Here is a 26,561-nt window from a genome sequence, read left to right as displayed (position 1 = left end):
GTCAACCGTCCCCTGCGATCGGGCCGGCCCACTCACCCGGATCGTCCGGCACCCGGCGCACGGTCAGCTCGCCCAGGCACACGTCGCGCCACCAGTCGACGCTCGTCGGGTCCGGCTCGTCCGCGCACAGCAGCGTGACGTCGCCCGCGTACGGGGAACTGCCGTAGCCGTCGCCGTCGACCGGGTCGGCGATCACCAGGGTCGCGACGTCCACCCCGGACTCGGTGAGCTGCCGGGCCAGCTCCAACGCCAGCACACCTGCCGCACCCCTACCCACCAGCACCAGCTCCCCGGCCGACACGTACGCGGCCAGCGCGCTCGTGTAGTCGGCGGCGAGGCGTTGCACGAGCGGCGCCGGGTCGAGACCCGCGTAACGGTGCAGCCCGCCGTCCACGATCCCGCACACGGCACCGCTGCCGGCCAGCCGCCCGGCCAGCCCGGCGTACCCGTCGAGGCTGCCACTGCCGTCGTGCACCAGCACGTAGCGGGGCGGGCCCTCACCGGCCAGCGCCACCACCTCGCCGGTGTCGCTGACGGCCGGCTCCTCGTCGGGTCGGACGCTGCCCACGGCGGCCAGGTGATCGGCCAGGTCCGCGACTGTCGGGTGCTCCAGGATCCGGCGCAGCAGCTCGTCGAAGAAGACGTCGGCGGCGGCCGGCACCCGCTCGGCGAGCTGACCGGCGAGTTTCGCGGCGAGCAGCGAGTCACCGCCGAGGGCGAAGAAGTCCGCGTCCCGTCCGACCCGCTCCACCCGCAGCACGTCGGCCCAGACGGCCGCGATCTGCTCCTCCAGATCGGTGAGCGGGGCCGTGGCGGTCGCCTCGGGGCCGGCAGTCGTGGCCGCCACCAGCCGGCGTACGGCCGCCCGGTCCAGTTTGCCGTTGGCCGTGCGGGGCAGGTCGTCCACCACCTGCAGCACGCCCGGGATCATGTAGTCGGGCAGCCGGTCGGCCAGGTGCGCCCGCAGCTCGTCGGGCACCACCCGCCGCCGGTCGGCCTTCACCCGCGCGGCGATGATCCGCATGCCGAGCCCGGCCATCGGGTCGGCGGCCGGCGGCAGATCGAGCACCGGCGACGCCCCGGCGGCGGCGAGCAGGCCACGCCACTCGTCGCCGGTGAGGAACGTACGGTCGGTGCCCCGGCGCAGGTCGGCGAAGTCACCGAGGTCGTCGTCGAGCCGCACCAGCAGCTCCAGCGACGTCATGATCTGGTAGTGCTCCCGGGTCATCTCCAGCAGCACCAGGTGCCCACCGGGGGCGAGCAGGCCGCGCAGCCGGGCCAGCGTGGCCGGCACGTCCCGGGTGGCGTGCAGGACGTCGCCGGCGATCACGATGTCGGCGCTGTTCGGGGCCATGCCCTGCCCGGCCAGGTCGGCGTCGAGGTCGAGCTGTGCGAAACGCAGCCCCGGCCGGTCGGCGAAGCGTTGCCGGCCGGCGCCGAGGAAGAACGCGGACAGGTCGGTGTAGAGGTAGTCGACGTCCAGGCCGTCCAGGGCGTCGAGCACCGCAGCTGTCGTACCGCCGGACCCGGCGCCGACCTCGACGATGCGCAGCGGCCCGTCCAGCCGCTCGGCCAGCGACCGGACGGTCGCCGCCGCGACCGCGTTGGCCCACCTGTTGAACAGGGCGTCGGCGTAGAGGTTGTCCGACACCTCCAGCTCACCGCCGGGGAAGAGCAGCGCGAGGGGGTCCTCGTCGCCGCGCAGCAGCGCCGGCAGCGCCGTGGCGCTGGCCTGGAAGTAGCGGACCAGCTCGGGGGACTCCCCGACCGCCGCCGCCCGCTCGGCCACCGCGTCCCAGGCCCGCGCGGCCGGCGGTGGCGCGCCGGCCAGCCGGTAGCCGTCGTCGTCGTGGCGCAGCACCCCGCTGTCGGTGAGCGCCCGCAGCCAGCGGCGCAGCAGCCGGCGGTGCCGGGGCGCGACGCGGGTGGCGGCGTACACCTCGGCCAGGCTGTGCGGGCGGTCGTCGAGCGCGAGCCCGGCGGCGCGCAGGGTGTCCAGCATGGCGGTGAGGCCGAGTGAGTCCAGCTCGTGCAGGTACGCCTCGTAGGCGCCCAGGTCGGTGCCGGCCACGAGCGCGGACCCGGCCGCGGTGGGTCCGGCCGGGTCGACCGGCTGCCCGGGGCCGGGCTCCACGGCGGCGGGCTGTACGACGGCGGCCAACCGCCTCTCCAGTGGACGGTCCCCGTCGACCACCGCGATCGCCCCGCCCACCCCCGGATGCGCGAGCAGCGCCGACTCGACCTCGGCCAGCTCGATCCGATGGCCGCGGATCTTGACCTGGAAGTCCTCCCGGCCGAGGAACTCGATGGTGCCGTCGGGCTGGTAGCGGCCCAGGTCACCGGTGCGGTACAACCGCTCGCCGGTGGACGGGTCGGTGACGAACCGCTCGGCGGTGCGGGCCTCGTCGCCGAGGTAGCCCACCGCCAGCCCGGCGCCGCCGATGTACAGCTCCCCGGTGACCCAGTCCGGGCGGGGCCGCAGCGCGGCGTCCCGGACGTGCCAGCTCTGGTTGGTCAGCGGCACGCCGTACGGGATGCTGCGCCACGACGGGTCGACCCGCCCGATCGGATGGATGATCGACCAGATGGCGGCCTCGGTCGCGCCGCCGAGGCTGACCACGGCCAGACCGGGGACGAGATCGCGGATCTGGTCCGGCAGGGTGACCGGGATCCAGTCGCCGCTGAGCAGGGCCAGCCGCAGCGAGGGGATCCGGACCATCGGCGCGGCCGCGAGGTAGTCGGCGAGCATCTGCAACTGCGCCGGCACCGAATTCCAGAGGGTCACCTCGTTCTCGGCGACCAGCTCCGCCCAGTGGGTCGGGTCGCCCCGCCGCTGCGGCGCGGGCAGCACCAGCGCCGCGCCAACCGCCGGCGGGCCGAACAGGTCGTAGACGGACAGGTCGAAGCCCAGACTGGCCAGGCCGAGGACGCGGTCGTCAGGCGTCACGTCGAAGCGGGCGTTGATGTCCGCCACGGTGTTCAGGGCTGCCCGGTGGGTGATCACCACGCCCTTCGGGGTGCCCGTCGACCCGGAGGTGTGGATGACGTACGCGCGGTCGTCCGGGCCGACCGTGCGGGCCGGCAGGGTCGTCGGCGCGGGCCCGTCGAGGTCGTCCACCGCGATCGGCGTCACAGGCTCGGGCCAGTCGCCGGCCACCCGGTCGGCCTCGGTGAGGACGTACCGGATCCCCGCGCCGTCGAGGATCAGGTCACGGCGGACGGGCGGCTGGTTGGTGTCGACAGGCACGTACGCCCCACCGGCCAGCAGGACGCCGAACACCGCGACCACCTGCCGCCAGCCCTTCTCGGCGACCACCGCGACCAGGTCGCCGGGTCGGCAGCCGGCCTCGGTCAGCCGCGCGGCCACCGCCGTGGCACGGCCGGTGAGCTGCCGGTAGGTGAGGGTGCCGTCGGCGGCCACCACTGCCACCCGGTCCGGGGTCCGCAGCGCCTGGGCGAGCACCCCCTCGTGCAGCAGCCCGTCGGGCAGCGGCGCGGCGGTGTCGTTGACCTCGGCGCGGCGGCGGGCGCTCGCCTCGGGCAGCGCGACCGGGGCCAGCTCCTCCCACGCCTCGTCGGTGCCCGCCAGCCGGCGCAGCAGCGTGGCGTACGCGGCGAACATCTCGTCGACGACACCGTCGGGGAACACGCCCTCGCGGACGTCCCAGTTGGTGGCCAGCCCACCGGAGCGCTCGATGTTCTGACAGTCGATCCACACCTGCGGGGTCTGGCTGATGCCGTAGCCCAGCTCGCCGAAGCCCTCCACGCCGGTGTCGCCGCCCAGCCCGATGGCGCTGGTGAAGACGATGGGCATCAGCGCGGCGTCGGCGCCCCGGCGACGGGCCAGTTCCCGGACGACGTCGACACCGGAGAACCGGCGGTGGTCCAGGTCGGACCAGAGCTGCGCCTGGATGCGCTTGGCCCGCTCCTGCACGGGCGCGTCCGGGCTCTGCTCCACGGCGAGGAGGCTGACCGAGGTGAAGTCGCCGACGATCCGGTCCACCTGCGGGTGCGTGGGCGTCCGGTTGAGCAGGGTGACGTCAACGGTGAAGCGCGGGTGCACGCTCCACGCGGCGATCACCTCGACGTACGCGGCGAGCACCGCCCCGGACGGGCTGATGCCGTGCTGCCCGGCGCGCTGGCGCAACCCGGCCCACTCGGTCGGGTCGAGCCGCAGGTCGAGGCGGCGGAACCGGGGCGGCGCGGCCGTCGCGTCGCCGCGCAGGGGCAGCTCCGGCGCCGGGGGCAGGTCGTCGAGCCGGGCCAGCCACCAGTCCCGGTCGGCGTCGTGCCGGGGGCCGCCGCGCAGCGGTTCGGTGGCCAGCAGGTGGTCACGGAACGTCAGCGTCAACTCGTCGGTGGGCGGGTCACCCGCGTAGCGGCGGCCCAGCTCGTCGAGCAGGATGTTGATGCTGACGAAGTCGCAGATCAGGAAGTCGATCGAGAAGTGCAGGACGCAGCGCTGCGGGCCGCGGGTGACCCGCAGCGCGAACAGGGGCCACTGCTGCGGGTCGTAACGGCGGTGGTCCAGCTCGGCGCGGGTGGCGGCCACCGCGTCGGCGAAGCCGGCCGCGTCGGCGTCACGCACCTCGACGCGGTACGCCGGCACGTCGGGTCGTACCTGCTGGGAGCCGTCGCGGTTGACGACGGCCCGCAGCATGTCGTGCCGGGCGACGACCTCGTGCCAGGCGCGTTCCAGCCGGTCCACGTCCAGCTCGGCAAAGGTCAGCTCGCCGTAGCCGTGGCAGCCGACCCCGCCGTAGGCGAAGCTGTCGCCCCGCCCGAGCAGGTACGCGCTCTGCACGTCGGTGAGCGGGAACGGCTCGTACCGCTGCGCGGGGTGCGCCACGGCGGTGGGCGCGGCGGCGTCGCGCAGCACGGCCAGCACCTGCTCCTTGTGCTGGCGTAGCGCGGCGCGGCGCTGGTCGGTGAGAACACCTGTGGGTGCCCGGAAGCGGAGCTGGCCGTCCTCCTCCCAGAGGTGGACGCCGACCTGCGCCAGTTCGGCGATGAGGTCCTGCCCGTTCATATGCTGCCTTCCTCGTACGTGCCGGCGGCATGCTGCACGGCGGTGGCCAGGTCCGCGATGGTCGGTCGGTCGAGCAGGCCCCGCATCGGCAGGTCGACGCCGTAGCGTTCCCGCAGCACGGCCAGCAGCCGGGTGGCGAGCAGGCTGTCCCCGCCGAGGCTGAAGAAGTTGCGGGTGCGGCCGGGAACGGGGCCGTTCAGCAGTTCCGCCCAGAGCGCGCCGAGGTCGCTCTCTAGGCCGGCGTGGGGTGGCTCGTGGGCCGGCGCGTTGTCGCCGCTGGCGAGCAGGGTGGCCACCGCGCCCCGGTCGATCTTGCCGTTGCCGCTCAGGGGCAGCGCGTCGAGCACGGCGACGTGCTCGGGCACCATGTACGCGGGCAGCCGGTCGACGACGAACGCGCCTGTGGCGTCCGGGTCGAGGGTGACGCCCGCCTCCGGTACGACGGCGGCGGCGAGGCGGCGGGTGCTGGTGCCCACGGCGACCACCACGGCCTCGCGCACGCCGGGGCAGTCGGTCAGGGCGGCCTCGACCTCGCCCAGCTCGATGCGGTGCCCGCGGATCTTGACCTGGAAGTCCGCCCGGCCCAGGAACTCCAGGGTCCCGTCCGGCCAGTAGCGGCCCAGGTCACCGGTGCGGTACCAGCGCATCCCGTCGTGGGTCACGAACCGCTGCGCGGTGCGCTCCGGGTCCCCCCGGTAGCCGGCCGCCACCCCGGCCCCGCCGATCCACAACTCGCCGACCACCCAGTCGGGGCAGTCCCGTCCCCGCCCGTCCACCACGCGGTAACGCTGGTTGGGCAGCGGGAAGCCGTACGGGATGGACCGCCAGTGCGGCGGCACCTCGCGCACCTCGAACGCGTTGGACCAGATGCCCGCCTCGGTGGCGCCGCCGAGGGCGGTGAGCCGGGCCTCGGGTCGGCGGGCGACCAGCCGGTCACGCAGGTCCAGGCCGACCCAGTCGCCGGAGACCAGGGCGTGCCGCAACGCGCCGAGCGGTTCGTCGCCGGCCGCGGTGAGCAGCATGTCGAGCAGGGCGGGCACGGTGTTCCAGATGGTGACGTGGTGCTCGCGGACGAGCCGCAGCCAGGTGCGGGCGTCGCGTCGCTGCCCCTCCTCGACGAGCACCACCGCGCCGCCGACGCCGAGCGGGGCGAAGATGTCGTACACCGACAGGTCGAAGTCCAGCGCCGACACGGCGAGGACCCGGTCGTCCGGGCTCAGGCGCAGCCGGTCGTTGACCGCCGCGATCGTGTTCGTGGCCGCCGCGTGGGACACCTCGACGCCCTTGGGCTCACCGGTGGAGCCGGAGGTGAAGATGACGTACGCCAGCGACGCCGCGTCCACCGGGACGCAGCCGTCGAGGGCCGGGCCGCCGTCGCCGGCCGGGTCGAGCCCGTCCGCGCCGACCACCGTCTTCACGTCGGCGCGGGCGAGGATCCGCTCCCGGCGGACCACCGGCTGGTCCACCCCTACCGGCACGTACACGCCACCGGCGGCCAGCACACCCAGCACCGCGACGACCTGGTCGACGCCCTTGGGCAGGCACACACCCACCGCATCCCCCGGCGCGACCCCGGCCCGTGCCAACGTCCCGGCCAGCGTCAACGCCTTGCCCGCCAGCTCCCCGTAGGACACCGACACCCCGTCGCCGACCAACGCCACCCGAGCGGGCTCCCGCACCGCCCGGTCGAAGAACCCGTCGTGCAGCAGGCCGGGCGGAATCGGCGCGGCCGTCGCGTTGACCCGCTCGCGCACGGCCCGCTGCCCGGCGGGGAGCCCGACCGGCACGGTCCGCGCCCAGTTCCCGGCCGCGAGGCTGGTCAGCAGCCCGACGTACGCGGCGAACATCGTCTCGACCACGTCGGGCGGGAACAGCTCCGCCACCACGTCCCAGTTGATGCTCAGGCCACCGTCGCGTTCCATGACCTGGTTGTCCAGCCACACCTGCGGGGTCTGCGAGGCGCCCCAGATCTGCTCACCGAACGGCAGGGACATGCTCACCAGTTCGTCGCTGATGCCCAGCGCGCTGGTGAAGACCACAGGCATGGCTGCGGCGGGGGCGCCGGTGCGTCGCGCGATCTCCCGCAGCACCCAGATGGCGGAGACGGCGTTGTGCTCCATACCGTCCCACATCCGCTCCTGCAATCGGCGTACCAGGGTCAGGAAGTCGTCGCCCGTGCCGGGGCGGTGGCCGACGAGCAGCAGCGAGGTGAAGTCGCCGAGCACGTGGTCGATGTCGGGGTGCACCTCACGGCGGTCGAAGAGGGTCAGGTTGAGGGTGAGGTCCGGCCGTGCGCTGAAGGCCGAGAGCACCTCGGCGTACGCGGTGGCGAGCACGGCGGCCGGGCTCACCCCGTGGGCGCGGGCGGCGTCGACCAGGGCGGTCCACTCGGCGGGGTCGAGCCGCGCCGCGTGGCGGACGAAGCGGGGGGCGCGTACCCGGTCCGGGTCGACGGCGAGCGGCAGTTGCGGCGCGGGGGGCATCTCGGCGGCCTGCGCCGACCAGTAGCGCTGGTCCGCCTCGACTGTCGCCTCGTCCGGCCGGGCGGTGAGCACGTAGTCGCGAAACGACACGCCGATCGGGCGCAGCGGCGCGTCGAGGTCGACGTAGAGGGCGGACAGTTCGGCGAAGACGGTCACGATGCTGAGCGCGTCGAGCACGATGTAGTCGAAGCTGAACGCCAGCCGGACGCGGCGCTCGCCGTACCGGACGGCCTCGATGGCCACCAGCGGCCAGCGGGTCGGGTCGGCGACCCGGTGTGACAGCCGGTCGCGCAGGTCGGCGAGCGCTGCCTCGCCCTCACCGACCGGAATGGTCACCTCGGGCACCTCGGGTTGGACGCGTTGGCGTCCGTCGGCGTCGAAGACGGCCCGCAGCATCTCGTGCCGGCGGACCAGCCGGTTCCAGGCCGCGGTGAGCCGGTCGAGGTCCACGTCCTCGCCGTCGAATTCCCAGTACCAGTGGGAGCCGACCTCACCGAGGGCGAAGTCGCCGCTGCGGCCCATCCAGTACGCCCGCTGCACGTCGGTCGCGGGGAACGGTTCGTGGCGGTTCGCGGGGTCGGCGACGAAGGTCCCGGTCAGCGCGGCGCCGGTGTCGAGGCGTACGCCGGCGGCGAATCCGGCGAGTGTCGGCTCGGCGAAGAGGCGGCGCAGTTGCCCGCCGGCCAGCCCGGCCGAGCGCATCCGTCCGAGCAGGCGGGTGGCGAGCAGGCTGTCCCCGCCGAGGGTGAAGAAGCTGTCGGCGCGGCCGACGGTCGGCACGCCGAGCAGGTCGGCCCAGAGGGTGGCCAGCGCCGTCTCGACCGGCCCGACGGGTGGCTCGACCTCGGTGGAGCGGCCGACGCCCTCGGCGAGGCGTCGTGCCAGCGCCGGCCGGTCGATCTTGCCGTTGCCGCTCAGCGGCAGCGCGTCGAGCACGGCGACGTGCTCGGGCACCATGTACGCGGGCAGCCGGTCGACGACGAACGCCCGTACCGTCTCCGGATCCAGGTCGGACGCCGACGGTACGACGGCGGCCGCGAGCCGGCGGGTGCTGGCGCCCACCGCCACCACGACGGCTTCGCGCACCCCGGGGCAGTCGGTCAGGGCGGCCTCGACCTCGCCCAGCTCGATGCGGTGCCCGCGGATCTTGACCTGGAAGTCGGCCCGGCCCAGGAACTCCAGGGTCCCGTCCGGCCAGTACCGGCCCAGGTCACCGGTGCGGTACCAGCGCATCCCGTCGTGGGTCACGAACCGCTGCGCGGTGCGCTCCGGGTCCCCCCGGTAGCCGGCCGCCACCCCGGCCCCGCCGATCCACAACTCGCCGACCACCCAGTCCGGACAGTCCCGTCCCCGCCCGTCCACGACGCGACAACGCTGGTTCGGCAGCGGCACCCCGTACGGGATGGACCGCCAGTGCGGCGGCACCTCGCCCACCTCGAAGACCGTCGAGTGGATGGCGGTCTCGGTGGTGCCGCCCAGCGCGACGAGCCGGGCGTCGGGGCGCAGCGCCACCAGTCGGTCGCGCAGGTCCAGGCCGACCCAGTCGCCGCCGAGCAGCGCCAGTCGCAGGTGGTCCAGCCCGCCGGCGGCCTCGGCGGCGGTCAGCAGCATGTCCAGCAGCGCGGGGACCGACTGCCAGACGGTGACCCGGTGGGCGTCGACGAGCCGACGCCAGGAGCTCGCGTCGCGTCGCTGCTCCTCGCCGATCAGCACCACCGCGCCGCCGACGCCGAGCAGCGCGAAGATGTCGAACACCGACAGGTCGAAGTCCAGCGCCGACACGGCGAGGACCCGGTCGTCCGCGCCGATGTCGAACCGCCGGCGGATGGCCTCGATGGTGGTGCCGGCGGCCGAGTGCGGCACGTCGACACCCTTGGGTTCACCCGTGGAGCCGGAGGTGAAGATGACGTACGCCACCGACGCCGGGTCACCGGGCACGCAGCCGTCCAGGGCCGGGCCGCCGTCACCGGCCGGGTCGAGCCCGTCCGCGCCGACGACCGTCTCCACGCCGGCCCGCTGCCAGATCCGGTCGCGTCGGGCGGCCGGCTGGTCCACGCCGACCGGTACGTACACGCCACCGGCGGCCAGCACACCCAGCACCGCCACGACCTGGTCGACGCCCTTGGGCAGGCACACACCCACCGCGTCCCCCGGCGCGACCCCGGCCCGTGCCAGCGCCCCGGCCAGCGTCAACGCCTTCCCCGCCAGCTCGCCGTAGGACACCGACACCCCGTCGCCGAGCAGCGCCACCCGAGCGGGCTCCCGCGCCGCCCGGTCGAAGAACCCGTCGTGCAGTCGGCCCACCGGCAGCGTCGCCGCGGTCTCGTTGGCCCGCCGCCGGACCGCCCGCTGCTCGCGCGGCAGCAGGTCGCCCGGCGACGCGGCCCAGTCGCCGTCGACCAGCCCGGTGAGCAGCCGGACGTACGCGGCGAACATCGCCTCGGACACACCCGGCGGGAACAACTCCGCCACCACGTCCCAGTTGAGGTACAGGCCGCCCTCGCGCTCGGTGACCTGGTTGTCCAGCCACACCTGCGGGGTCTGCGACGACGTCCACACCGGGTCGCCGAAGCACTCCCGCACGTCGGCGCCGAAGAGGTCGCCGAGGCTGAGCGCGCTGGTGAAGACCACGGGCGCGAGCACGGCCCGGTCGGAGCGGGCGCGGGCCAGGTCGCGCAGGACGTCCACCCCGGAGTACGCGCTGTGCGCCACGTCCCGGGCGAACTGCTCGCCCAGGCGGCGGGCGCGGTCGACGAACGGCACCTCGTCGGTGGCGTCGACCTCCAGCAGCAGCAGGTTGGTGAAGTCCCCGCTGAGCAACGGCACGTCCGGGTGGTACGGCGTCCGGTCGTACAGCGGCAGGTTGAGCAGGAAGCGTTGCCGGCTGCTCCAGGCGGCCAGGACCTCGGCGAAGGCCGTCAGGAACACCATCGACAGGGTGACGCCGTGCTCCCGCGCGCGGGCGGCGAGCCGGTCCCGGTCGGCGCCGGAGAGCCAGTGGTGGTGGCGGATGACCCGATGCCCGCTGACCCGCTCCGGGGCCACGGCCACCGGCAGGTCGGGCCCGCCGGGCAGGTCGGGTACCCGCTGACGCCAGTAGCCGGCGGCGGCCTCGCGGGCGTCGGCCCGCCGCCGCTCGTGGGTGGCCAGGTAGCGGGGATAGCTGTAGTCGATGGGCGGCAGCGGCTCGTCGGGCCGGCGGTAGAGGTGGGCGAGGTCGGCGAGGAGCACCCGGAAGCTGTGCGCGTCGGCGACCAGCATCTCGATCTCCACGTGCACCCGGCTCGCCCCGTCGGGCAGCAGGCAGAGCTGGACGTCGAACACCTCGCCCCGGTCCACCCGCAGGGTGCGGTGCGACAGGGTGGCGCGCAGGTCGGCCAGCCGCCGGTCCCGCTCGTGCGCCGGCAGGTGCCGCAGGTCGTGCACGGTCAGGCCGGGCCAGGCGCCGTCCGGGGTGATCTGCTGTCGGCCGTCGTCGAGGAAGCGGGCCCGCAGCATGTCGTGGCGGCGCACCAGGGCCCGGATGGCCACCTCCAGCCGGTCGGGGTCCACCTGCCGACCGTCGAACTCGTTGTAGAAGTGCGCCCCCACGCCACCGAGGGCCTGCTCCCCGGCCCGTCCAACCCAGTACGCGTGCTGCATCGTCGCCAGGGCGAACGGCTCGTCCGGGTCGACAGTCGCCTCGTCCTCGGCGGCGAGGGCCTCCGACTCGTCGGGAGGCGACGCCGGGTGGGCCAGCGCGTGCCACTGCCGGACGCTGCGCAGCTCGATGAGCTGGGCGAAGGTGAGACCCGCGCCGGCCCAGCGGGCGGCGAGCCGCATCAGCCCGATCGAGTCGAGGCCGCGCTCCAGCAGATCCTCGTCGGGTGACACCGGCTCGTCGAGCAGCGACGCGACGTCGTCGCACATGCCGTCGAGGGTCAGCGTGGTCAGCACTGGCATGTCTCCTCCCGACTCCTCAGGCGCGCGGAACGCGGATCGAGCGGTCGGCGAACCCGATGAGGTCCAGCCGCTCCAGGCCCTCGCGGACCCGGGGAGTCAGCAGGCCGATGTTGGACAGCGCGGTGACCACGCGGGCGAAGATCGCCTGCCGATACTTGATCATCAGCTCGTTGTGCGCGGCGAAGTCGACGCCCTCGCCCCGGTCCACCTCGATGCGCTCCCAGACGTCCTCCAGCAGGAACCGGCGGCGCATGAGGCTCGCGGAGTCGAGCACCATGTCCTCGCGGTCGGCCAGCTCGGCGCTTGTCATCTCCCGGTAGATGCCCTCCAGCGACAGCACCCCGAACGACACGTGCCGGGCCTCGTCGCGGGCCACGAGGCGGGTGATGTCGCAGATGAGGCGGTCGTGGAAGGTGCTGTTGGCCAGCCGGAACGCGGCCATCGCCAGGGCCTCGACCACGATCTGCATGCCCAGCGCGGTGATGTCCCACCGGGAGTCGGAGAGCAGGTCCTTGATCAGTTCGGACAGCGCCGGGTTGATCGGGTACGGGTGCGGCACCTTCTCGCGCAGGTAGCGGGAGAACGCCTCGACGTGCCGGGCCTCGTCGGCGGCCTGACTCGCGGCGTAGTACTTGCTGTCGATGTCCGGCACCACCTCGACCAGGCGCGCGGCGACCACGAGCGCGCCCTGCTCACCGTGCAGGAACTGGCTCACCATCCACGACTGCAGCTCCCAGCGGAACGTGTCCCACATGGGTCGGCCGCGTCGCGCCAACGGGGACGCCTCGAACGACGCCATGGCGAACGCGGAGTCGTCGGGCAACGGCTCACCGAACGGCACCTCGATCGACCAGTCGACATCGGTGCTGGCGTTCCACTGCGCGCTCTTGGCCCGTTCGTAGAGGGAGAGCACCCGGGGCATCTCGGACTCGTAGTGCCACGTCAGCTGCGCGTGCACGGGGGTGGTCACCGACAGACCAGACATGCGCCCAAGGTACCGAGAGACAACACAAGATGCCAGACCCTTGATGACAGATACAACGACGAGCGGTACCGTCGTGTCGTGGCCCCCCGACCCGTACCGGCCTCCGTGGGACAGCGGCTGCTCGGCATCATCGAGCACTACCGGGCGGACCACGGCGCGTTGAACTGCCCGCTGCTGTGCCGCCTCACCGGCACTGTCGACCTGAGCGCGCTGGAGCGGGCGCTCACCGCGCTGACCGCGCGGCACGAGGCGCTGCGGACCACTGTCGTGGGACGCGGACCACGGGTGTCCCAGCTCGTGCACGACCCGCGACCCGTCGAGCTGCGGGTGGTCGACCTGCGCGGCGAGTCGGATCCGCACGCCGCCGCCGACGCCGCGGTCACCACCGAGCTGGCCACGCGGGTGGACGTCACACGGTGGCCGACGCGGGCCACCGCCTGGCGGGTCAGCGACCGCGAGGTGATCGTGTGCTTCACCATGCACCACCTGGTCACCGACGCGTGGTCGTGCGGGCTGCTCTTCGAGGAGCTGCGCACCCTCTACGCCGACGCGTCGGCCGAGCTGCCCCCGGTGCGGTGGCAGTACCCGCAGTTCGTGGCCTGGCAGGAGGACCGGCTGGCCGGCACGGAGCTGGACCGGCACCGCGAGTTCTGGCGCGGTCAGCTGACCGGGCTGCGGTTGCCGCGCCTGCCGTACCGCGAGCCACCCCCGGACGCCACCCCGGGCGTGCTGGCCCGCGACCTCGAGGCCACAGTCGCCGACGGGCTGCGCGCCCTGGCCCGGCGACACCGCACGACGCTGTTCACCGTGGCCCTGGCCGTCTACTACGCCGTCCTGCACCGCGTCACCGGTCAGGGCGACCTCGCGGTCGCGTCGCTGTTCGCCAACCGCGCCCGGCCGGAGAGTCAACGCACCGTCGGCTTCTGCGCCAACATGGTGGTGCTGCGCACCCGGCTGCCGCCGTTCGCCACCTTCGCGGCCCTGCTCCAGGCGACCCACGCGACGACAGCCGCCGCCTTCGCCAACCAGGAGCAGCCCTACCAGGCCGTCGCCACCGGCAGCGCCAACCTCGGCGGCCGGGTCGACGACGTGGTGTTCCAGATGATGGCCGAGCTGTCCCACCGCGTACGCGTCGGCGACACCGAGTTCGAGTTGCTCGTCCCCGAGGCGATCGGCAGCCGCTTCGGCACCGAGCTGGCGATCGCCCCGCGCGGCGACGGCCTGCGGGTGGTGCTGTTCCACACGCCGCGGCTGGCCCCGGCCGACGCCGTACGCCTGCTCGACGGCTACGTCGCCGTGGCGCGGGCGGTGGTGGGCAACCCGTCGGCGTCGCTGTCGGCGCTGCTGCGCCGCTAGGGCCTGTTTCATAAGGGCGGTCGAGCCGAGGCGGAGTCCGGGCGACGACCGGGCCCGCCGCAGGCCGGCCAGTCCTTATGAAACAGGCCCTAGGCCCGCCCACGAGCTTCGCCCCAGGCGCTAGCCCGCTATCAGCTCGGCCCCGCGTTCGCCGATCATGATGCTGGTCAACGCGGCCGGCGCGCGCAGCGGCACCGGAACGATGCTGGCGTCGACGACCCGCAGGTTGGCCACCCCACGCACCCTGCAGCGCCCGTCGACGACCGCGCCCGTGTCGTCCGCCGCGCCCATCCGCGCGCCGCCGACCAGGTTCAACCGGCTGTACGTGGTGGCGCGCAGCAGGTGGTCGAGCTGCTCGTCGTCGCCCACGACCGCGTCGTCGACGAGCGCGAACCGGGCGACCGTCTTGGTGAACGCGGCCTGGTTGGCGATCTCCCACGCGTGCCGGTACGCGTCGCGCATCCGGGCGAGGTCGCCCTCGGCGGTGTAGAACCCGAGGTCGACCGCGGGTGGGCTCGCCCCGTCGGCGTCCCGCACCGAGATCCGTCCGCGCGAGGACATCGCCATGTCACCGATCATCACGGTGTTGACCTGGTCGACGCCGATGATCCGGTCCAGACCCGCGCCGGGGCCCCGCGACGTGCTCATGCCGGTGAACAGGCTCAGGTAGAACGCCTGGTCGACCTCGTGACCCGGGATGCCGGCGAGCCGCGCGATGAGCTGCGTACGCGGCCAGTCGCCGCCGATCGTCTCCGGCTCGGGAACGACCAGGATGATCGCGCCGGGCTGGTCGATCACGTCCGCGCCCACACCGGGAAGGTCGACGAGCGGCGTGACGCCGGCCGCGCGCAGCTCCTCGGCGGGGCCGATGCCCGAGCGCAGCAGTAGAGCCGGGCTGTACGGCGAGCCGGCGCAGAGGATCACCTCGCCGGCGTCGATCCGCTCCCCCGCGACCTGCACACCCACCGCCCGCCCGCCGTCGAGCAGCACGCGCTCGACCTCGGCGTCGCCGCGGACGACCAGATTGGACCGCGACCGGGCCGGGTCGAGGTGGGTGAGGGCGGTGGACATTCGCAGCCGGTCGCGCCGGTTCTGCGGATACATCCCGATGCCGACGGCGTCGGGGGCGTTCATGTCCTCCTGGTAGTCGTGGCCCAGGCCGAGCGTGGCCTGCAGGAAGCCGTCCATCGCCGGCGTCAGCTCACCGCGCGGCCACCGGGTGATCGGGACCGGCCCGTCCGCGCCGTGGTGGTCACGGTCGCCGAACTGCTGGTCGGCCTCCAACCGGCGAAAGGCCGGGAGCACCGCCGGCCAGTCCCACTCCGGCAGGCCGCGCGCGCCCCAGGAGACGAAGTCGGCGGCCGGCGCCCGCATCGCGCCCCGGTCGTTGATCTGCGTCGAGCCGCCGACCACCCGGCCGCGCCGCAGCGGCGCCTCCCGACCGGCGACGACTGTCGCCCGCAGGTCCCAGTCGAAGCCGTCCTCGGCCTCCACCGAGCCGGTCCGCAACGCCTCCGGCGCCGCCGCCCCGACGAGGTCGGGGCCGGCCTCCAACAACAACACGGAACGGCCCAGATCCTCGCTCAGGCGGGCCGCGAGCACCGCGCCGGCCGCGCCCGCGCCGACGACCACGAAATCGTAGCGAAGCATGGGCTCAGCGTAGCCGAATACGCGACATGCCAGGACGCATCACATGTGCTATCCGCGATTCTTCATTAGACTCTCGTGTATGAGCAGAGGCCCGGAAGTCATCCCCACCCTGCGCTACCGCGACGCGCCGGCCGCCGTCGCGTGGTTGGTCGACGTCGTCGGTTTCCGCGCGGAGCTGGTCGTCCCCGGCCCGGACGACTCCATCAGTCACGCGCAACTGACCTGGGGCAACGGCATGGTCATGCTCGCCTCCCAGACGGACGGCAGCGACGGCCGGCTCGTTCTGGACACCGGGCCCGCCGCGACCTATGTGGTGCTCGACGACGTGGCGGCGCACTACGAACGGGTCGTCGCCGCCGGCGCCGAGGTCGTGCAGAAGCTCCGCGACGAGGACTACGGCGGCCAGGGCTATTCGGTCCGCGACGCCGAGGGCAACCTGTGGAGCTTCGGCTCCTACCGACCCGGCTCGTCCTGACCGCCGAACGCTGACCCGCCGCGGGGCCGGGGTCCGCGCGAGCCCGCCGCGTGCGGCCGGCTCCGCCCGCGCGCCTTCGGCGGGGTCAGTCGTCAAGCAACAGCCCGGCCAGCTCGGCCCGGACGTCCGCGACCGTGCCGTCGAAGGTCGCCAGCCACCACGCCCTGCGGTACCAGTGGTGCAGCGGCTGCTCCCAGGTGAAGCCGCTGCCCCCGTACGTCTGGATGGCCGCCTCGCAGGCGCTGAGCGCGGCCTCCCGGGCGGCCACGCTGGCCGTGAGCACCGCCTGGTCGGCGACCCGACCCGGCTCGGCGTCGACAGTCCACGCCGCCCGGTAGGCCAGTGACCGGGCCGTCTCGACCTGGCCGTAGCACTCCGCGAGGGGATGCGCGACCGCCTGGTTGGCGCCGATCGGCGCTCCGAACTGGGTGCGGGTGGCGGCGTACCCGCCGGCCCGGGCGAGGGCCCTCGCCGCCACGCCCACGGCCTCGGCGGCGAGCAGCGCCCCGGCCCGCCGCCGGGTCAGCGCCAGCACGTCGGCGGCGGCGTCCGCAGCCACGAGGAGCGTCGAGGGTACGCCGGTCAGCTCCACTGTCGAGACGGGGCGGCTCGGGTCGAGCGCCTGTCCGCCGGCGCCGGCCGGTGTCACCCGCACGGCGGACGCGTCGACCAGACGCAGCTCCACGCCGTACGGCCCGCTCGCGGCCACCACCAGGTCCACCGCGTCGACCGCGTGCGGCACGCGGATGGCACGTCCGGTAAGCGTCCCGTCGGCGGCGACGGCGCAACCGACCCCCGGGGTGTGGGTCGACGGCGTCCCGCCGCGGCCGACGTCGCCCGTCGACGAGGGCACGGCCGCCGCGGCGGAGTCGGTGCCCGTCGAGGAGCGAGCGCCCGTCGCGGCGGGGTCGGTGACCGTCGGTCGACGGGCGGCGGCCACCGCCTCGGCGAGGGTGTCGGGGCCGTTCTCCCACGCCCAGGCCAGCGTCGCGGGAGCGGCGACCGGCCGGCCGGCCGCCCGCAGCGCCGGGCCGGCCAGGCCCACGGTGGCCCACCACGGTGACGGGCTGCGCGCCCAACCGAGCTGCTCGGCGAGCAACGCCAACTCGACAGTGCCCAGCTCCGCGTCGAGCCAGCCCAGGTCGTCGACCTCGGTCCAGGGCCGCCCGTCGCCGGCGCCCCGGTCGTCGGCGAGGTACTTCGCCGCGGTGTCCCGCAGCGCCTCCTGCTCACCGGTCAGCGCGAAGTCCATCAGGTCTCCCCTCGTCGTGGGCGGGTCGGCGGTCAGTACGACCGGGGCAGGCCCAGTACGCGCTCGGCGACCAGGTTGCGCAGCACCTCGGAGGTGCCGCCCTCGATGGTGTTGGCGCGACTGCGCAGCATCTGGTGCCGCCAGTAGGGGTCCCAGCCGTCGGGTTCGGCGTCCCCGCCGAGCAGTTGCACCGCCAAGCTGGTGAGCCGCTGGTGCGCCTGCGACCAGCGCAGTTTGATCACCGACGTCTCCGGCCCGGGCACGCCGGTACGCGCCAGCGCGGCCAGTCCGCGCCGGTTGGTCCAGCGCAGACCCTCCAACTCCACGTAGCGGGCGGCGATCTGGTCGCGTACCAGAGGGTCGGTGTCCCGGCCTCGGGCCTTCGCGGTCGCCACGAGTCGGCGGAACGCCACGTCCAGCCGGGCGGTCAGGGTGAACCCGAAGGTGCCCCGCTCGTGGGCGAGGGTGGTCATGGCGACCCGCCACCCGTCGTCGACCGCGCCGACCACCGCGTCGAGCGGCACCCGCACCTCGTCGAACTCGATCTCGGCGAACTCCGCCTCGCCTGTCATCTGGCGGATCGGGCGCACCGTGACGCCGGCCGAGCGCAGGTCCACCAGCAGGCAGGACAGCCCTCGGTGGCGGCGCTGCCCGGGGTCGGTGCGCGCCAGCAGCAGGCAGTGGTCGGCGAGGTGCGCGTACGACGACCACACCTTGCGCCCGGTCACCACCAGCTCGTCGCCGTCGCGCCGCGCGACGGTCCGCACGGCGGACAGGTCGCTGCCGGCCTCCGGTTCGGAGAAGCCCTGACAGAAGATGATCTCCCCAGTGAGGATGCGGGGCAGGTACCAGGCGCGCTGCTCGGGCGACCCGCAGGCGATGATGGTCGGCCCCACCATGCCCAGGCCGATGACCCCGATGTGCTCGGTGGCCTCGGCCCGGGCCGTCTCCTCCAGGTAGATCGCCTGGTAGGCCGGGGACAACCCGCGTCCGCCGTGCTCGGCGGGCCAGGTCAGGCCCGCGTATCCGGCGTCGTGCAGCGCACGGGTGTACGACCGCACCGCCTCGATGTCGCCCCACCGGCCCTGCGGCGGCGCTCCGTCCGGGCCGGTGGTCACCGGCACCGCGCCCGCCAACCAGGCCCGCAGGCCCGCCCGGAACTCGGCCTCCTCGGCGCTGTCACGCAGATCCATGCGCCGCATCGTACTCGTATCTGGTTTTGATCTGCAGTATCTTGTTTTCACGCGTCCCAACGCCGGAAGGGGTCCTCGATGGCCAGTCTCGCGGACGACGCCGCGGTACGGCAGACCGCACCCGGCCAGTACCGGGCCCACCTGTCCGAGGACTGGTCGGTCTGGGGCCCCAACGGCGGTTACCTGGCCGCGATCGCGCTGCGCGCGGCGGGCGAGGAGGCCGGGACCATGCTGCCGGTGAGCCTGAGCTGCCAGTTCCTCGCGCCGCCACGCTACGGCGACGTCGACGTCGAGGTCGCCCGGGTGCACGGCACCCGCCGCGCGGCCGCCCTGCACGTCACGCTGCGCCAGCGCGGCCGGATCCTGCTCACCGCGCACGTCTGGACCATCGCCGCCGGCCTGCTCGGCCCCGAACGGCGCTGGATGCCGCCACCGGACCTGCCCAAGCCCGACGAGCTGCCCACCCTTGTCGAGTTGATGCGCCGCGACGGCCTGCCGGTGCTGCCGATCTGGGAGCGGTGCTACGAGGTACGGCTTGCCGGTTGGCCCGCCGGCGGCTGGCAGCCGCAACGCGACGGCGTGCCGACCATCCGGGGCTGGCTGCGGCTGCACGAGGAGCTGCCCGCCGACGCGGACCCGTGGCTGGCGGCGGCCCGACTGGTCTTCGCCGTCGACGTGGTGCAGTTCCCGGCGGTGGTGCAGGCGTTCGAGCGGACCACCTTCATGGCGCCGAGCATGGACCTGTACGTGGGCTTCCAGGGCGGCGACGACGGCGCCGGCTGGCTGCTGGTGGAGGGCGAGGCCGCCGCCGCCACCGGTGGAGTGCTCGGCGCCCGCGCCCGCGTCTGGTCCGACAGCGGGCTGTTGCTGGCCACCGGCGGGCAGCAGATGCTCTACCGGATGGCCAGCCCGGTCTGACCGGCCCGTCGGCGAACCGCGCGGCCCCTCAGCGACCGCGCGGCCCGTCAGCGACCGCGCGGCCCTTCAGCGACCGCGCGGCCCCTCAGCTGTCGGCGCGGCGGCCGAAGCGGCGCACCGCCACCAACAGGCAGACCGTGCCCAACCCGAGCACCCACGCGAGGGTCTGCAACACCGGCCACAGCACCGGCCCGCCGCTGGACAGGCCGACAAGCGCCTCGGTGGCGACCGAGAACGGGTTGGCCCGCACCACCGGCTGCACCACCGAGGGGAACGCCGACACCGGCACGAACCCCGAGGAGAAGATGAACAGCAGGGTCGCCGGGCCGGTCAGCGACGGCGGCAGCGACTCCTCGTCACCGGGACCGGAGCCCCGCCACAACGCGATCGCCGCCCACAGCAGGCCGAACAGCGCGATCACCGCGAAGAAGCCGACGACCGCGAGCGGCCCCTCCCGGAACCGGAAGCCCAGCAGCATCGCCACGCCCGTGGTCAGGGCTCCGATCGCGATGATGCGCAGCACGTCACCGGCGACCCGACCGGCCAGCAGCGCCCCCGGTGCCACCGGCATGGTGCGCAGCCGGTCGACCAGCCCGCCGCGCAGGTCGCGCAGGAAACCGACGGCGCTCGACGGCGATCCGAACGCGGCGGTGGAGAGCACCACGAGCGGGGCCAACCGCTCCAGGTAGTGCTGCCGGTCGCCGTCACCGACGATCCGGCCGAAGACCGCGTACTGGGTGAGCAGGAGCAGCACCGGGAACGCGAACGCGTAGATCAGCGCGGGCGGCGCCCGGAAGAACCGGCGAAGGTTACGCCCGGCGAACAGCGAGGCCTGCGTGACGGTACTCATCGGCTCCTCCGAAACGAACGTGCCGCGGCCACCCCGAACAGCAGCCCCAGGACCAGCAGCCAGACGAGTGCCGGCCACACCCTCTCGTCGGCGCCCTCGGTGGACAGCGCGCGCAACGCGTCGACCTGGGCGGAGAACGGCGACACCTCGACCACCGGTTGCAGCCAGCCCGGAAACGCGTCGACCGGCACGAAGGCGGTGGAGACCGTAGTGAGCACCAGGTACGGCAGGGTCAGCGCCGAGTACACCTGCTCGGGGTCGCGGGCGCCCAGCCCCAGGGCAGCGCAGCCGGCCGCGAGCACCACCGCGAAGCCGACCGCCAGCGTGACGAAGCCCGCGGCGCGGGCCGCCCCGGCGGTGAACCGGAAACCGACGAGCACCGCGGCGACGAGGATCACCGCCACCGCGACGGCGGCGCGGGCCGCGTCCACCACGAGCCGGGCCAGCGGCACCACGACCGCGCTCATCGGCAGCGTCCGGTACCGGGAGATCAGGCCACTGCGGGCGTCGCCGGCGATCATGTAGCAGGCCGACATGGCGACCAGGGCGGTGGTCTGCACGACGATCGCGGGCGGGAGGAACTGCTCGTAGGCGATCCCGTAGTCGGACATCAGCCGCTGGAAGACCACCATGAAGCCGGCGAAGAACGTCAGCGGGAACACGACGGTCAGGCCGACCGACCGGCCCGCGCGGGCCTGCCGCAGGTTGCGGGCGGCCAGGACGGCGAACTGCCGCAGCCCGCTGGCCGCCACCGCCGTGGTGGTGCTCACCGGCCGGCCCCCGCCGCGTCCGCGTCGACCGCCTTCTCGGCGTCGACGGACCCGGTCAGGGACAGGAACACCTCGTCCAGGGTGGGCCGTCGCACGGTGACGTCGTCGGCCTCCACACCCGCCGACTCCAACCGCCGCACCACCTCGGTAAGCGTGCCGGAGCCGGCGGCCAACCGCAGCACGTCCTCGTCCTCGGTCAACCCGTCGAACGCCGCCCGTAGCTGCTCCGCCGCGACCGTCCGCGCCCGCGGGTCCTCGATGCGCACCTCGCAGACCGCGCCGCCGAGCTGACGCTTGAGCTCGTCCGGAGTGCCCTCGGCGGAGACCCGGCCGCGGTCGATGAGCAGCACCCGCCCGGCCAACTGGTCGGCCTCCTCCAGATACTGCGTGGTGAGCAGCACTGCCGTGCCGCCGTCGCGCAACTCCCGGACGACCTCCCACAGGGCCCGCCGGCTGCGCGGGTCCAGGCCGGTGGTCGGCTCGTCGAGGATCAGCACGGGCCGGTCGACCACCAGGCTCGCGGCCAGGTCGAGGCGACGGCGCAGACCACCGGAGTACGTGCGTACCGCCTTGCCCGCCACCTCGCCCAGGTCGAACCGGTCGATCAGCTCGTCGGCACGGGCGGTGGCCGGCTGCCGGCCCAGCCCGAGCAGCCGGCCGAACAGCACCAGGTTCTCCCGGCCGGTCAGCAACTCGTCGAGGGCCGCGAACTGCCCGGTGACCGCGATGCTGCGGCGCACCTCGGCGCCCTGAGTGACGACGTCGAAGCCTGCGACGCGGGCGGTGCCGGAATCCGGCTTCAGCAGCGTGGTGAGACAGTGGATAGTGGTGGTCTTGCCCGCGCCGTTGGGTCCGAGCAGGCCGACCACCTCGCCCGCGGCCACCTCGAAGCTCACGCCGTCGACCGCCGCCGTCGCACCGAACGACCGGCGCAGATCGCTGACCTGGATCAACTGTTGTGACATCGCACCACCCTCATGCCAGGAATCCCGGAACCATATCAACGCTCGTCTTGGTAAAGCCAGATACGAGAACGGATATCTCACCCGTCGACCGGGCTGCGGCGGCTGCGCAGCCGTTGGCGCGACGACGCCGCGAAGGCTGCGGCGATCCGCCCGACCACACCCGATCCGACGCACTCCCCGGCGATGCGCACGCTCGCCTCGACGTCGGCCGCGGTGGCCGTCCCGTGGCAGATCACGCACACACCGCGTACCCCGAGCAGCGCTCCCCCCGGCTCGGCAGCGAGCCCGTCGCGCACCGCCCGGGTCACCCGCCGCCGCCGCTCACGCGCCAGCGCGCCGATGGGCGAGAACTCGCGCACCGCGTCCAGCGCCAGGCCGACTGTGGCGTCCAACGTCCGCTCGTACATCTTCAACGCCACGTCGCCGGTGAACCCGTCGGTCACGGCCACGTCGACCCGGCCTCCGAGCACGTCGTACGCCTCGATCTGACCGCTGTAACCGGGCATCGTTGCCAGCAGGAGGTGCGCGTCACGGCGTACCGGCCCGCCCTTGACCGCCTCGTGCCCGTTGGACAGCAGGCCGATCCGCGGTCGGAGCAGCCCCAGCCGCCCGCGCGCGTACTCCGCGCCCAGCACCGCGAACTCGACAAGCCACTCCGGTACGGCCGCCGCCGTCGCGCCGATGTCCAGCAGCACGGTCGGGCCGGCGCCCGGCACCGGCAGCACCGTGGCCAGGGCCGGGGGTTGCTCACCCCCGGCACCCGACCCAGCCGGACGGCCGCCGCGAGCACCGCCGCGCCGGTGTTGCCCGGTGTCACCATGGCATCCGCCCGGCCCGCCGCCACCTCCCCGGCGGCGACCAGGAGCGACGAACGGCGCTTGGCGTACGTCGCGGCGACCGGGTCCTCGCCCATCCCGACCACGTCCGAGGCGTGCACCAGTCGTACGCCCGCAGGCGCGACGCCGCCCGGCAGCAGCGGACGGATGAGCGCCTGCGGGCCGACGAGCGCGATGTCCACGGTGGCGGCGGCGGCCAGCGCGCCGGCGACGACGGGTTCCGGCCCGAGGTCCGCGCCGGCGACGTCGACCGCCACCCGCAGCCGCCGGTCCGGCGGTTCACCCTGGCGCCCCATCACCGCGTCCCGACGCCGAGCCGGTCCCCCGCCGCCGACGCCCCGGTGGCGGCGTCCACGCCCGAACCGTCGCTGCCCGAACCGTCGGGGCCCGGCCCAGGGCGGTCCGAACCGTCGCGGTCCGAACCGTCGCGGTCCGAACCGTCGCGGTCCGAACCGTCGCGGTCCGAACCGTCGCGGTCCGGGCCGTCGCGGTCCGGGCCGTCGCGGTCCGGGCCGTCGGTCGGCGGTGTCGTCAGCCAGTGGCGTAGTGCGGCGCGGGCCGGTGGCAGCTCGCCCGCGAAGGCGGCGACCAGGTCATCGTCGCCGAGCCGGTCGGGGGCGGCGGCCCCGCCGTCGGCGCGCAGGTCGGCGGCGAGCACCTCGACCCGGGTGGCGAGCTCGGCGCCGCGCCAGCCCAGCGCGTAGCCGAGCGCCGCCTCGTCCGCGGCGCTCGCCCGCCCCGGCAGGCCGACGACGGCACGGCAGCCGGGGTCGATCAGCTCGACGGCGGCGAGAAGCGCCTCGGCCTCGGCGAGGACCGCGGCGGCGGAGAACCGCCAGGCCTGGTCGGTGGCCCACCGACCGCAGCGGCGGGCAACGGCGACCAGGTCGACGAGGCCGGTGAGGAGCGTACCGAGCGCGGCCACCGCCGGACGGTCCGTGCGGGCGGCGAGCGTCGCGGCACGGGCCGCCGGCGCGGGGGCGTACGGCCGCAGCCGCAGCCGGGCGGCGCGCACCAGCGGTTGCGGCGGGCGGGAGTACGCCTCGGCCAGCACCGGGTAGCCGTCGCCGGAGCGGTCGGCGCCGGCGGCGAAGCGTTCCAGCCGCCACTGCAACTGGTCGAGCAGGATGTGCCGGGTGCCGTCGAACACGCCGTAGAGCAGCACGTCGCGTACCCGCGCGGCGTAGCCGAACTCCTCGACCAGTGCCCGGGATCCCAGCACCGCGCGGCCCTCGCCGACGGTCTGCTCGGCCAGCTCGCAGCAGGCGTACTTGGCCACGGCGGCGGCGTACGCGGCGGCCGGTCCGAGCGCGTTGATGAGGAAGGTGGCCTTCACGGCGGTCGCCGCGACAAGCACGTCGAGGGCCGCCGCCCGCGCGAGGTGCTCGGCTATCGCGCCGAGGTGGACGATCGGCTGGCCGTAGACATCGCGTTCGCGGGCGTACCGCACGGCCTGGGCGAGCGCGCCGCTGGCGGCGCCGGAGGCGAGCGAGCCGATGCCGCCCCGCGACAACGCCAGGGTCAGTTGCAGGATGGTCAGCCCGTCCCCGGGCGCGCCGATCGGCTCGGCCGGGGTGCCGGCGAACCGTACGCCGGAGATGTCGGCGGCGGTGGCGGGCAGCGTGCGCCACGGGGGCAGGGCCGTCACCGTGTCGTCCCGTTCGGCGAGGAACAGGCCGAAGCGGTCGGTGTCGCCGAGTCGGGCCAGGGTGACCAGCAGGTCGTGCCGGCTGCCGCCGTTGATCAGGTGCTTCTCGCCGGTCAGCCGGTACCCCTCACCGTCGGGGTCGACGCGGGTGTTCGTGCGGGCCAGGTTGCTGCCGTGTTCCAGCTCGGTGAGCAGCAGGGCGGCAGCACCTCCGCCGCGCAGCACCGCACCGGCCCGGTCGCGCTGCTCGGGGGTGCCGGTGATGCAGAGCGGCAGCAGGGCCAGCGCGTTGACGCCGAGGGTGATGGCGAGGCTGCCACTGTGCCGCGCGGCCACCGCGTTGAGCGCGTTGACGTGCACGGCGGTGGCGCTGGCCGGGTCGTACACGGAGGCCACGCCGATCTCCCGCAGGTCGGCCAGGACGTCGTCCGGTGGGGTGCGGCTCGCGTCGGCCGCCGCGAGCCGGCGCGCGGTGTCCGGGCGGTCCAGGTGCCGGGCGATGGCCGGCAGCGGGTCGACCTGGGCCATCGGCCGTGGGCAGAGTCGTTGCCACGCCGACGTCTCGTCCGGTGTCATCCGGCACCTCACCGTAAATACGTGACAGCAGATACGAGATGCATGTTAGCGGTAGCGGCCGACCGGTTCACCCCCCGAAGCACGTCCGATCGACGCCCGGAAGCGCCCGGCCTGCACCGAGAAGCCCGGAACCGAAAACGAGATCGGGTTACGCTCGGGCCCATGGTGACGGCGGGACTGCTGCTCGCGGCCGGCGCCGGCCGCCGGCTCGGCCGGCCGAAGGCCCTCCTGCCCTACCGGGGGCGGCTCCTGGTGGACCACGCGGCGGCGATCCTCACTGCCGCCGGCTGCCAGCCGGTCGTGGTCGTGCTCGGCGCGCAGGCCGACCAGGTCCGCGCCCGGACGCGGCTGCCCGACGTGGTGCTCAACGACGACTGGGCGACGGGGATGGGCTCCTCGCTGCGGGCCGGGCTGTCCGCCCTGACGTCCAGCGCGGCCGTGGCCGTCGTGGTCACCCTTGTCGACATGCCCGGCCTCACCCCCGCTGCGGTACGCCGGGTCGGCCGCGACGCCACCGCCGACGCTCTCGCGGTGGCCACCTACGCGGACGGTCGGCGCGGGCATCCGGTGCTGCTCGGCCGGGGCCACTGGGCGGGCGTGACCGCGGCGGCGGTCGGGGACCGGGGCGCACGCGACTACCTGCGGGCCCAGGGCGAGGCCGTACGGCTGGTCCCGTGCGCCGACGTCGCCGACGACACCGACGTCGACCTGCCCGAACAGGCGGCCCGCCTGCCCGGCTAGGGTGACCTCGTGCTCAGCAGGGTCACCGGGCTGTCCCGACACTTCACTGAGGACAGCCTGCGCGACTATCTCCTGCGCCGTTCCGTCCGCCAGGACGACGGCTGCCTCATCATCCGCGGGTACGGCACGCGGCGCGGCGTCCACCAGAAGGTCGCGGGCCGAGCCTGGGCGCACATCGCGGCGTACGCCGTCTTCGTCGGCGGGTACGACCCCGACCTGGAGGTCGACCACCTCTGCCCCGCGAAGGACTGCGTGGAGCCCACCCACCTGCGGCAGATCAGTCACGCCGAGAACTGCCGCTCCCGGACGCAGGGGTCGACCTGCCGCAACGGCCACGACCGCGAGATCGACGAGTCGACCGGTCGCTACCGCCGGACGTGTCGCGCCTGCAACCGGGACAGCCAGCGCCGGTGGCGCGAGCGCCAGGCCGCCGAGGTGGCGCAGGCCCGTTCGGCGTACGTCCCGACCTGACGCCGAACGCCACTCTCGGCGCCCTCAGCCCTCCGGGTAGAAGAGGAACAGCGTGCAGCCGGTCGTGCTCGCGGGCACGTGCCACGATCCGGCGGGAGCGTGCAGAAACGTGCCGGCCGGGTAGTCGCGCGCGCCGTCGTTGAAGGTGCCGGCGACGACGTACACCTCCTCGGGGCCGGGCTCGTGGACGTCCCGGCGCGGCCAGGCGGTCCCCGGGTCCATCTCCAACACGTTGGCGTGGGCCCCCGAGGGGCCCCGCCACAGCGGACGGACCCGGATCCCCGGAAAGAGTTCCCGGACCGGGGCGTCGTCGACGAAGACAGCGGTGTAGCCCTCCTGGGCGAGAATCTCGCTGCGCATGCCTCTCACGCTGGCCCAGACGGACCGCGGGAGACAGAGCCCGAGACGACACCGTGGGGTA

Annotated in this window: 17 protein-coding genes and 1 pseudogene; 5 read left to right on the top strand and 13 right to left on the bottom strand. The window is 74.3% G+C overall.

The window, feature by feature from the left end:
• Position 1 precedes the first annotated feature (1 nt).
• Genes MILUP08_RS17875 through MILUP08_RS17865 form a run of 3 tightly spaced genes read right to left on the bottom strand, consistent with a single transcriptional unit; the run spans position 2 to position 12,439 of the window.
• Positions 2 to 5,029 carry a non-ribosomal peptide synthetase gene (locus tag MILUP08_RS17875; protein ID WP_007460161.1) on the bottom strand — a complete coding sequence of 1,676 codons (5,028 nt, stop codon included), beginning with the start codon at positions 5,027 to 5,029 and terminating at the stop codon, positions 2 to 4.
• Positions 5,026 to 11,454 (bottom strand): non-ribosomal peptide synthetase, encoded by a 6,429-nt coding sequence (locus tag MILUP08_RS17870; RefSeq protein WP_007460159.1) that lies wholly within the window; start codon positions 11,452 to 11,454, stop codon positions 5,026 to 5,028. The genes MILUP08_RS17875 and MILUP08_RS17870 overlap by 4 nt, the downstream gene beginning before the upstream one ends.
• Positions 11,455 to 11,470: 16 nt before the next feature.
• Complete coding sequence (locus MILUP08_RS17865; RefSeq protein ID WP_007460158.1) at positions 11,471 to 12,439, bottom strand: ferritin-like domain-containing protein; 969 nt, start codon at positions 12,437 to 12,439, stop codon at positions 11,471 to 11,473.
• 78 nt (positions 12,440 to 12,517) lie between these two features.
• Here MILUP08_RS17865 and MILUP08_RS17860 point away from each other — a divergent pair, with 78 nt between their 5' ends.
• Positions 12,518 to 13,795: a condensation domain-containing protein gene (locus MILUP08_RS17860; RefSeq protein ID WP_007460156.1), complete on the top strand. Its 1,278-nt coding sequence runs from the start codon at positions 12,518 to 12,520 to the stop codon at positions 13,793 to 13,795.
• Between the two features lie 120 nt (positions 13,796 to 13,915).
• Here the strand turns inward: MILUP08_RS17860 and MILUP08_RS17855 are convergent, their stop codons facing one another.
• On the bottom strand, positions 13,916 to 15,445 hold the full coding sequence (locus MILUP08_RS17855) for a GMC family oxidoreductase (protein WP_007460154.1): 1,530 nt from the start codon (positions 15,443 to 15,445) through the stop codon (positions 13,916 to 13,918).
• A 79-nt stretch (positions 15,446 to 15,524) separates the two neighbouring features.
• Between MILUP08_RS17855 and MILUP08_RS17850 the strand changes: the two genes are divergently transcribed.
• Positions 15,525 to 15,920, top strand: a complete 396-nt coding sequence (locus MILUP08_RS17850) for a VOC family protein (RefSeq protein WP_039906196.1) — start codon at positions 15,525 to 15,527, stop codon at positions 15,918 to 15,920.
• Positions 15,921 to 16,005: 85 nt separating this feature from the next.
• Here the strand turns inward: MILUP08_RS17850 and MILUP08_RS17845 are convergent, their stop codons facing one another.
• Positions 16,006 to 17,172: an acyl-CoA dehydrogenase family protein gene (locus tag MILUP08_RS17845; RefSeq protein WP_007460149.1), complete on the bottom strand. Its 1,167-nt coding sequence runs from the start codon at positions 17,170 to 17,172 to the stop codon at positions 16,006 to 16,008.
• Positions 17,173 to 17,204: 32 nt separating this feature from the next.
• The gene (locus MILUP08_RS17840) at positions 17,205 to 18,365 is read right to left on the bottom strand and encodes an acyl-CoA dehydrogenase family protein (protein WP_007460147.1); all 1,161 of its coding nucleotides are present in this window, start codon (positions 18,363 to 18,365) and stop codon (positions 17,205 to 17,207) included.
• Between the two features lie 78 nt (positions 18,366 to 18,443).
• Here MILUP08_RS17840 and MILUP08_RS17835 point away from each other — a divergent pair, with 78 nt between their 5' ends.
• Positions 18,444 to 19,283, top strand: coding sequence for an acyl-CoA thioesterase (locus tag MILUP08_RS17835; protein ID WP_007460145.1), 840 nt, complete (start codon positions 18,444 to 18,446; stop codon positions 19,281 to 19,283).
• 85 nt (positions 19,284 to 19,368) lie between these two features.
• Here MILUP08_RS17835 and MILUP08_RS17830 read toward each other — a convergent pair whose 3' ends face one another.
• From MILUP08_RS17830 to MILUP08_RS33860, 6 genes and pseudogenes are all read right to left on the bottom strand, one after another.
• A complete protein-coding gene (locus tag MILUP08_RS17830) occupies positions 19,369 to 20,133 on the bottom strand; it encodes an ABC transporter permease (RefSeq protein WP_007460143.1) in 765 nt (254 codons plus the stop codon).
• Positions 20,130 to 20,903, bottom strand: coding sequence for an ABC transporter permease (locus MILUP08_RS17825; RefSeq protein ID WP_007460141.1), 774 nt, complete (start codon positions 20,901 to 20,903; stop codon positions 20,130 to 20,132). Before MILUP08_RS17825 ends, MILUP08_RS17830 begins: the two co-directional genes overlap by 4 nt.
• The gene (locus tag MILUP08_RS17820; protein WP_007460139.1) at positions 20,900 to 21,868 is read right to left on the bottom strand and encodes a daunorubicin resistance protein DrrA family ABC transporter ATP-binding protein; all 969 of its coding nucleotides are present in this window, start codon (positions 21,866 to 21,868) and stop codon (positions 20,900 to 20,902) included. The genes MILUP08_RS17825 and MILUP08_RS17820 overlap by 4 nt, the downstream gene beginning before the upstream one ends.
• A 77-nt stretch (positions 21,869 to 21,945) precedes the next feature.
• Positions 21,946 to 22,602 (bottom strand): phosphate acetyl/acyltransferase, encoded by a 657-nt coding sequence (locus MILUP08_RS37130; protein ID WP_083915870.1) that lies wholly within the window; start codon positions 22,600 to 22,602, stop codon positions 21,946 to 21,948.
• A gap of 20 nt (positions 22,603 to 22,622) precedes the next feature.
• Positions 22,623 to 23,000, bottom strand: a pseudogene (locus MILUP08_RS37425) (hypothetical protein); the annotation flags it as partial.
• A complete protein-coding gene (locus MILUP08_RS33860) occupies positions 23,000 to 24,928 on the bottom strand; it encodes an acyl-CoA dehydrogenase family protein (RefSeq protein WP_007460135.1) in 1,929 nt (642 codons plus the stop codon). The pseudogene MILUP08_RS37425 and the gene MILUP08_RS33860, both read right to left, overlap by 1 nt.
• Before the next feature lie 162 nt (positions 24,929 to 25,090).
• Between MILUP08_RS33860 and MILUP08_RS17805 the strand changes: the two genes are divergently transcribed.
• Both MILUP08_RS17805 and MILUP08_RS17800 read left to right on the top strand, forming a co-directional pair.
• A complete protein-coding gene (locus MILUP08_RS17805; RefSeq protein ID WP_007460134.1) occupies positions 25,091 to 25,669 on the top strand; it encodes a nucleotidyltransferase family protein in 579 nt (192 codons plus the stop codon).
• A gap of 9 nt (positions 25,670 to 25,678) precedes the next feature.
• Positions 25,679 to 26,140, top strand: coding sequence for an HNH endonuclease (locus MILUP08_RS17800; protein WP_007460132.1), 462 nt, complete (start codon positions 25,679 to 25,681; stop codon positions 26,138 to 26,140).
• A gap of 24 nt (positions 26,141 to 26,164) precedes the next feature.
• On the opposite strand, the gene MILUP08_RS17795 is transcribed toward MILUP08_RS17800, so the two are convergent.
• A complete protein-coding gene (locus tag MILUP08_RS17795; protein WP_039906193.1) occupies positions 26,165 to 26,500 on the bottom strand; it encodes a cupin domain-containing protein in 336 nt (111 codons plus the stop codon).
• Positions 26,501 to 26,561 lie beyond the last annotated feature (61 nt).

Origin of the sequence: Micromonospora lupini str. Lupac 08 (assembly GCF_000297395.2) — a bacterium.
Classification (GTDB): Bacteria; Actinomycetota; Actinomycetes; order Mycobacteriales; family Micromonosporaceae; genus Micromonospora; species Micromonospora lupini.
Note: the sequence above shows the minus strand (reverse complement) of the source record. Positions and strands in the feature narration are given on the sequence as shown.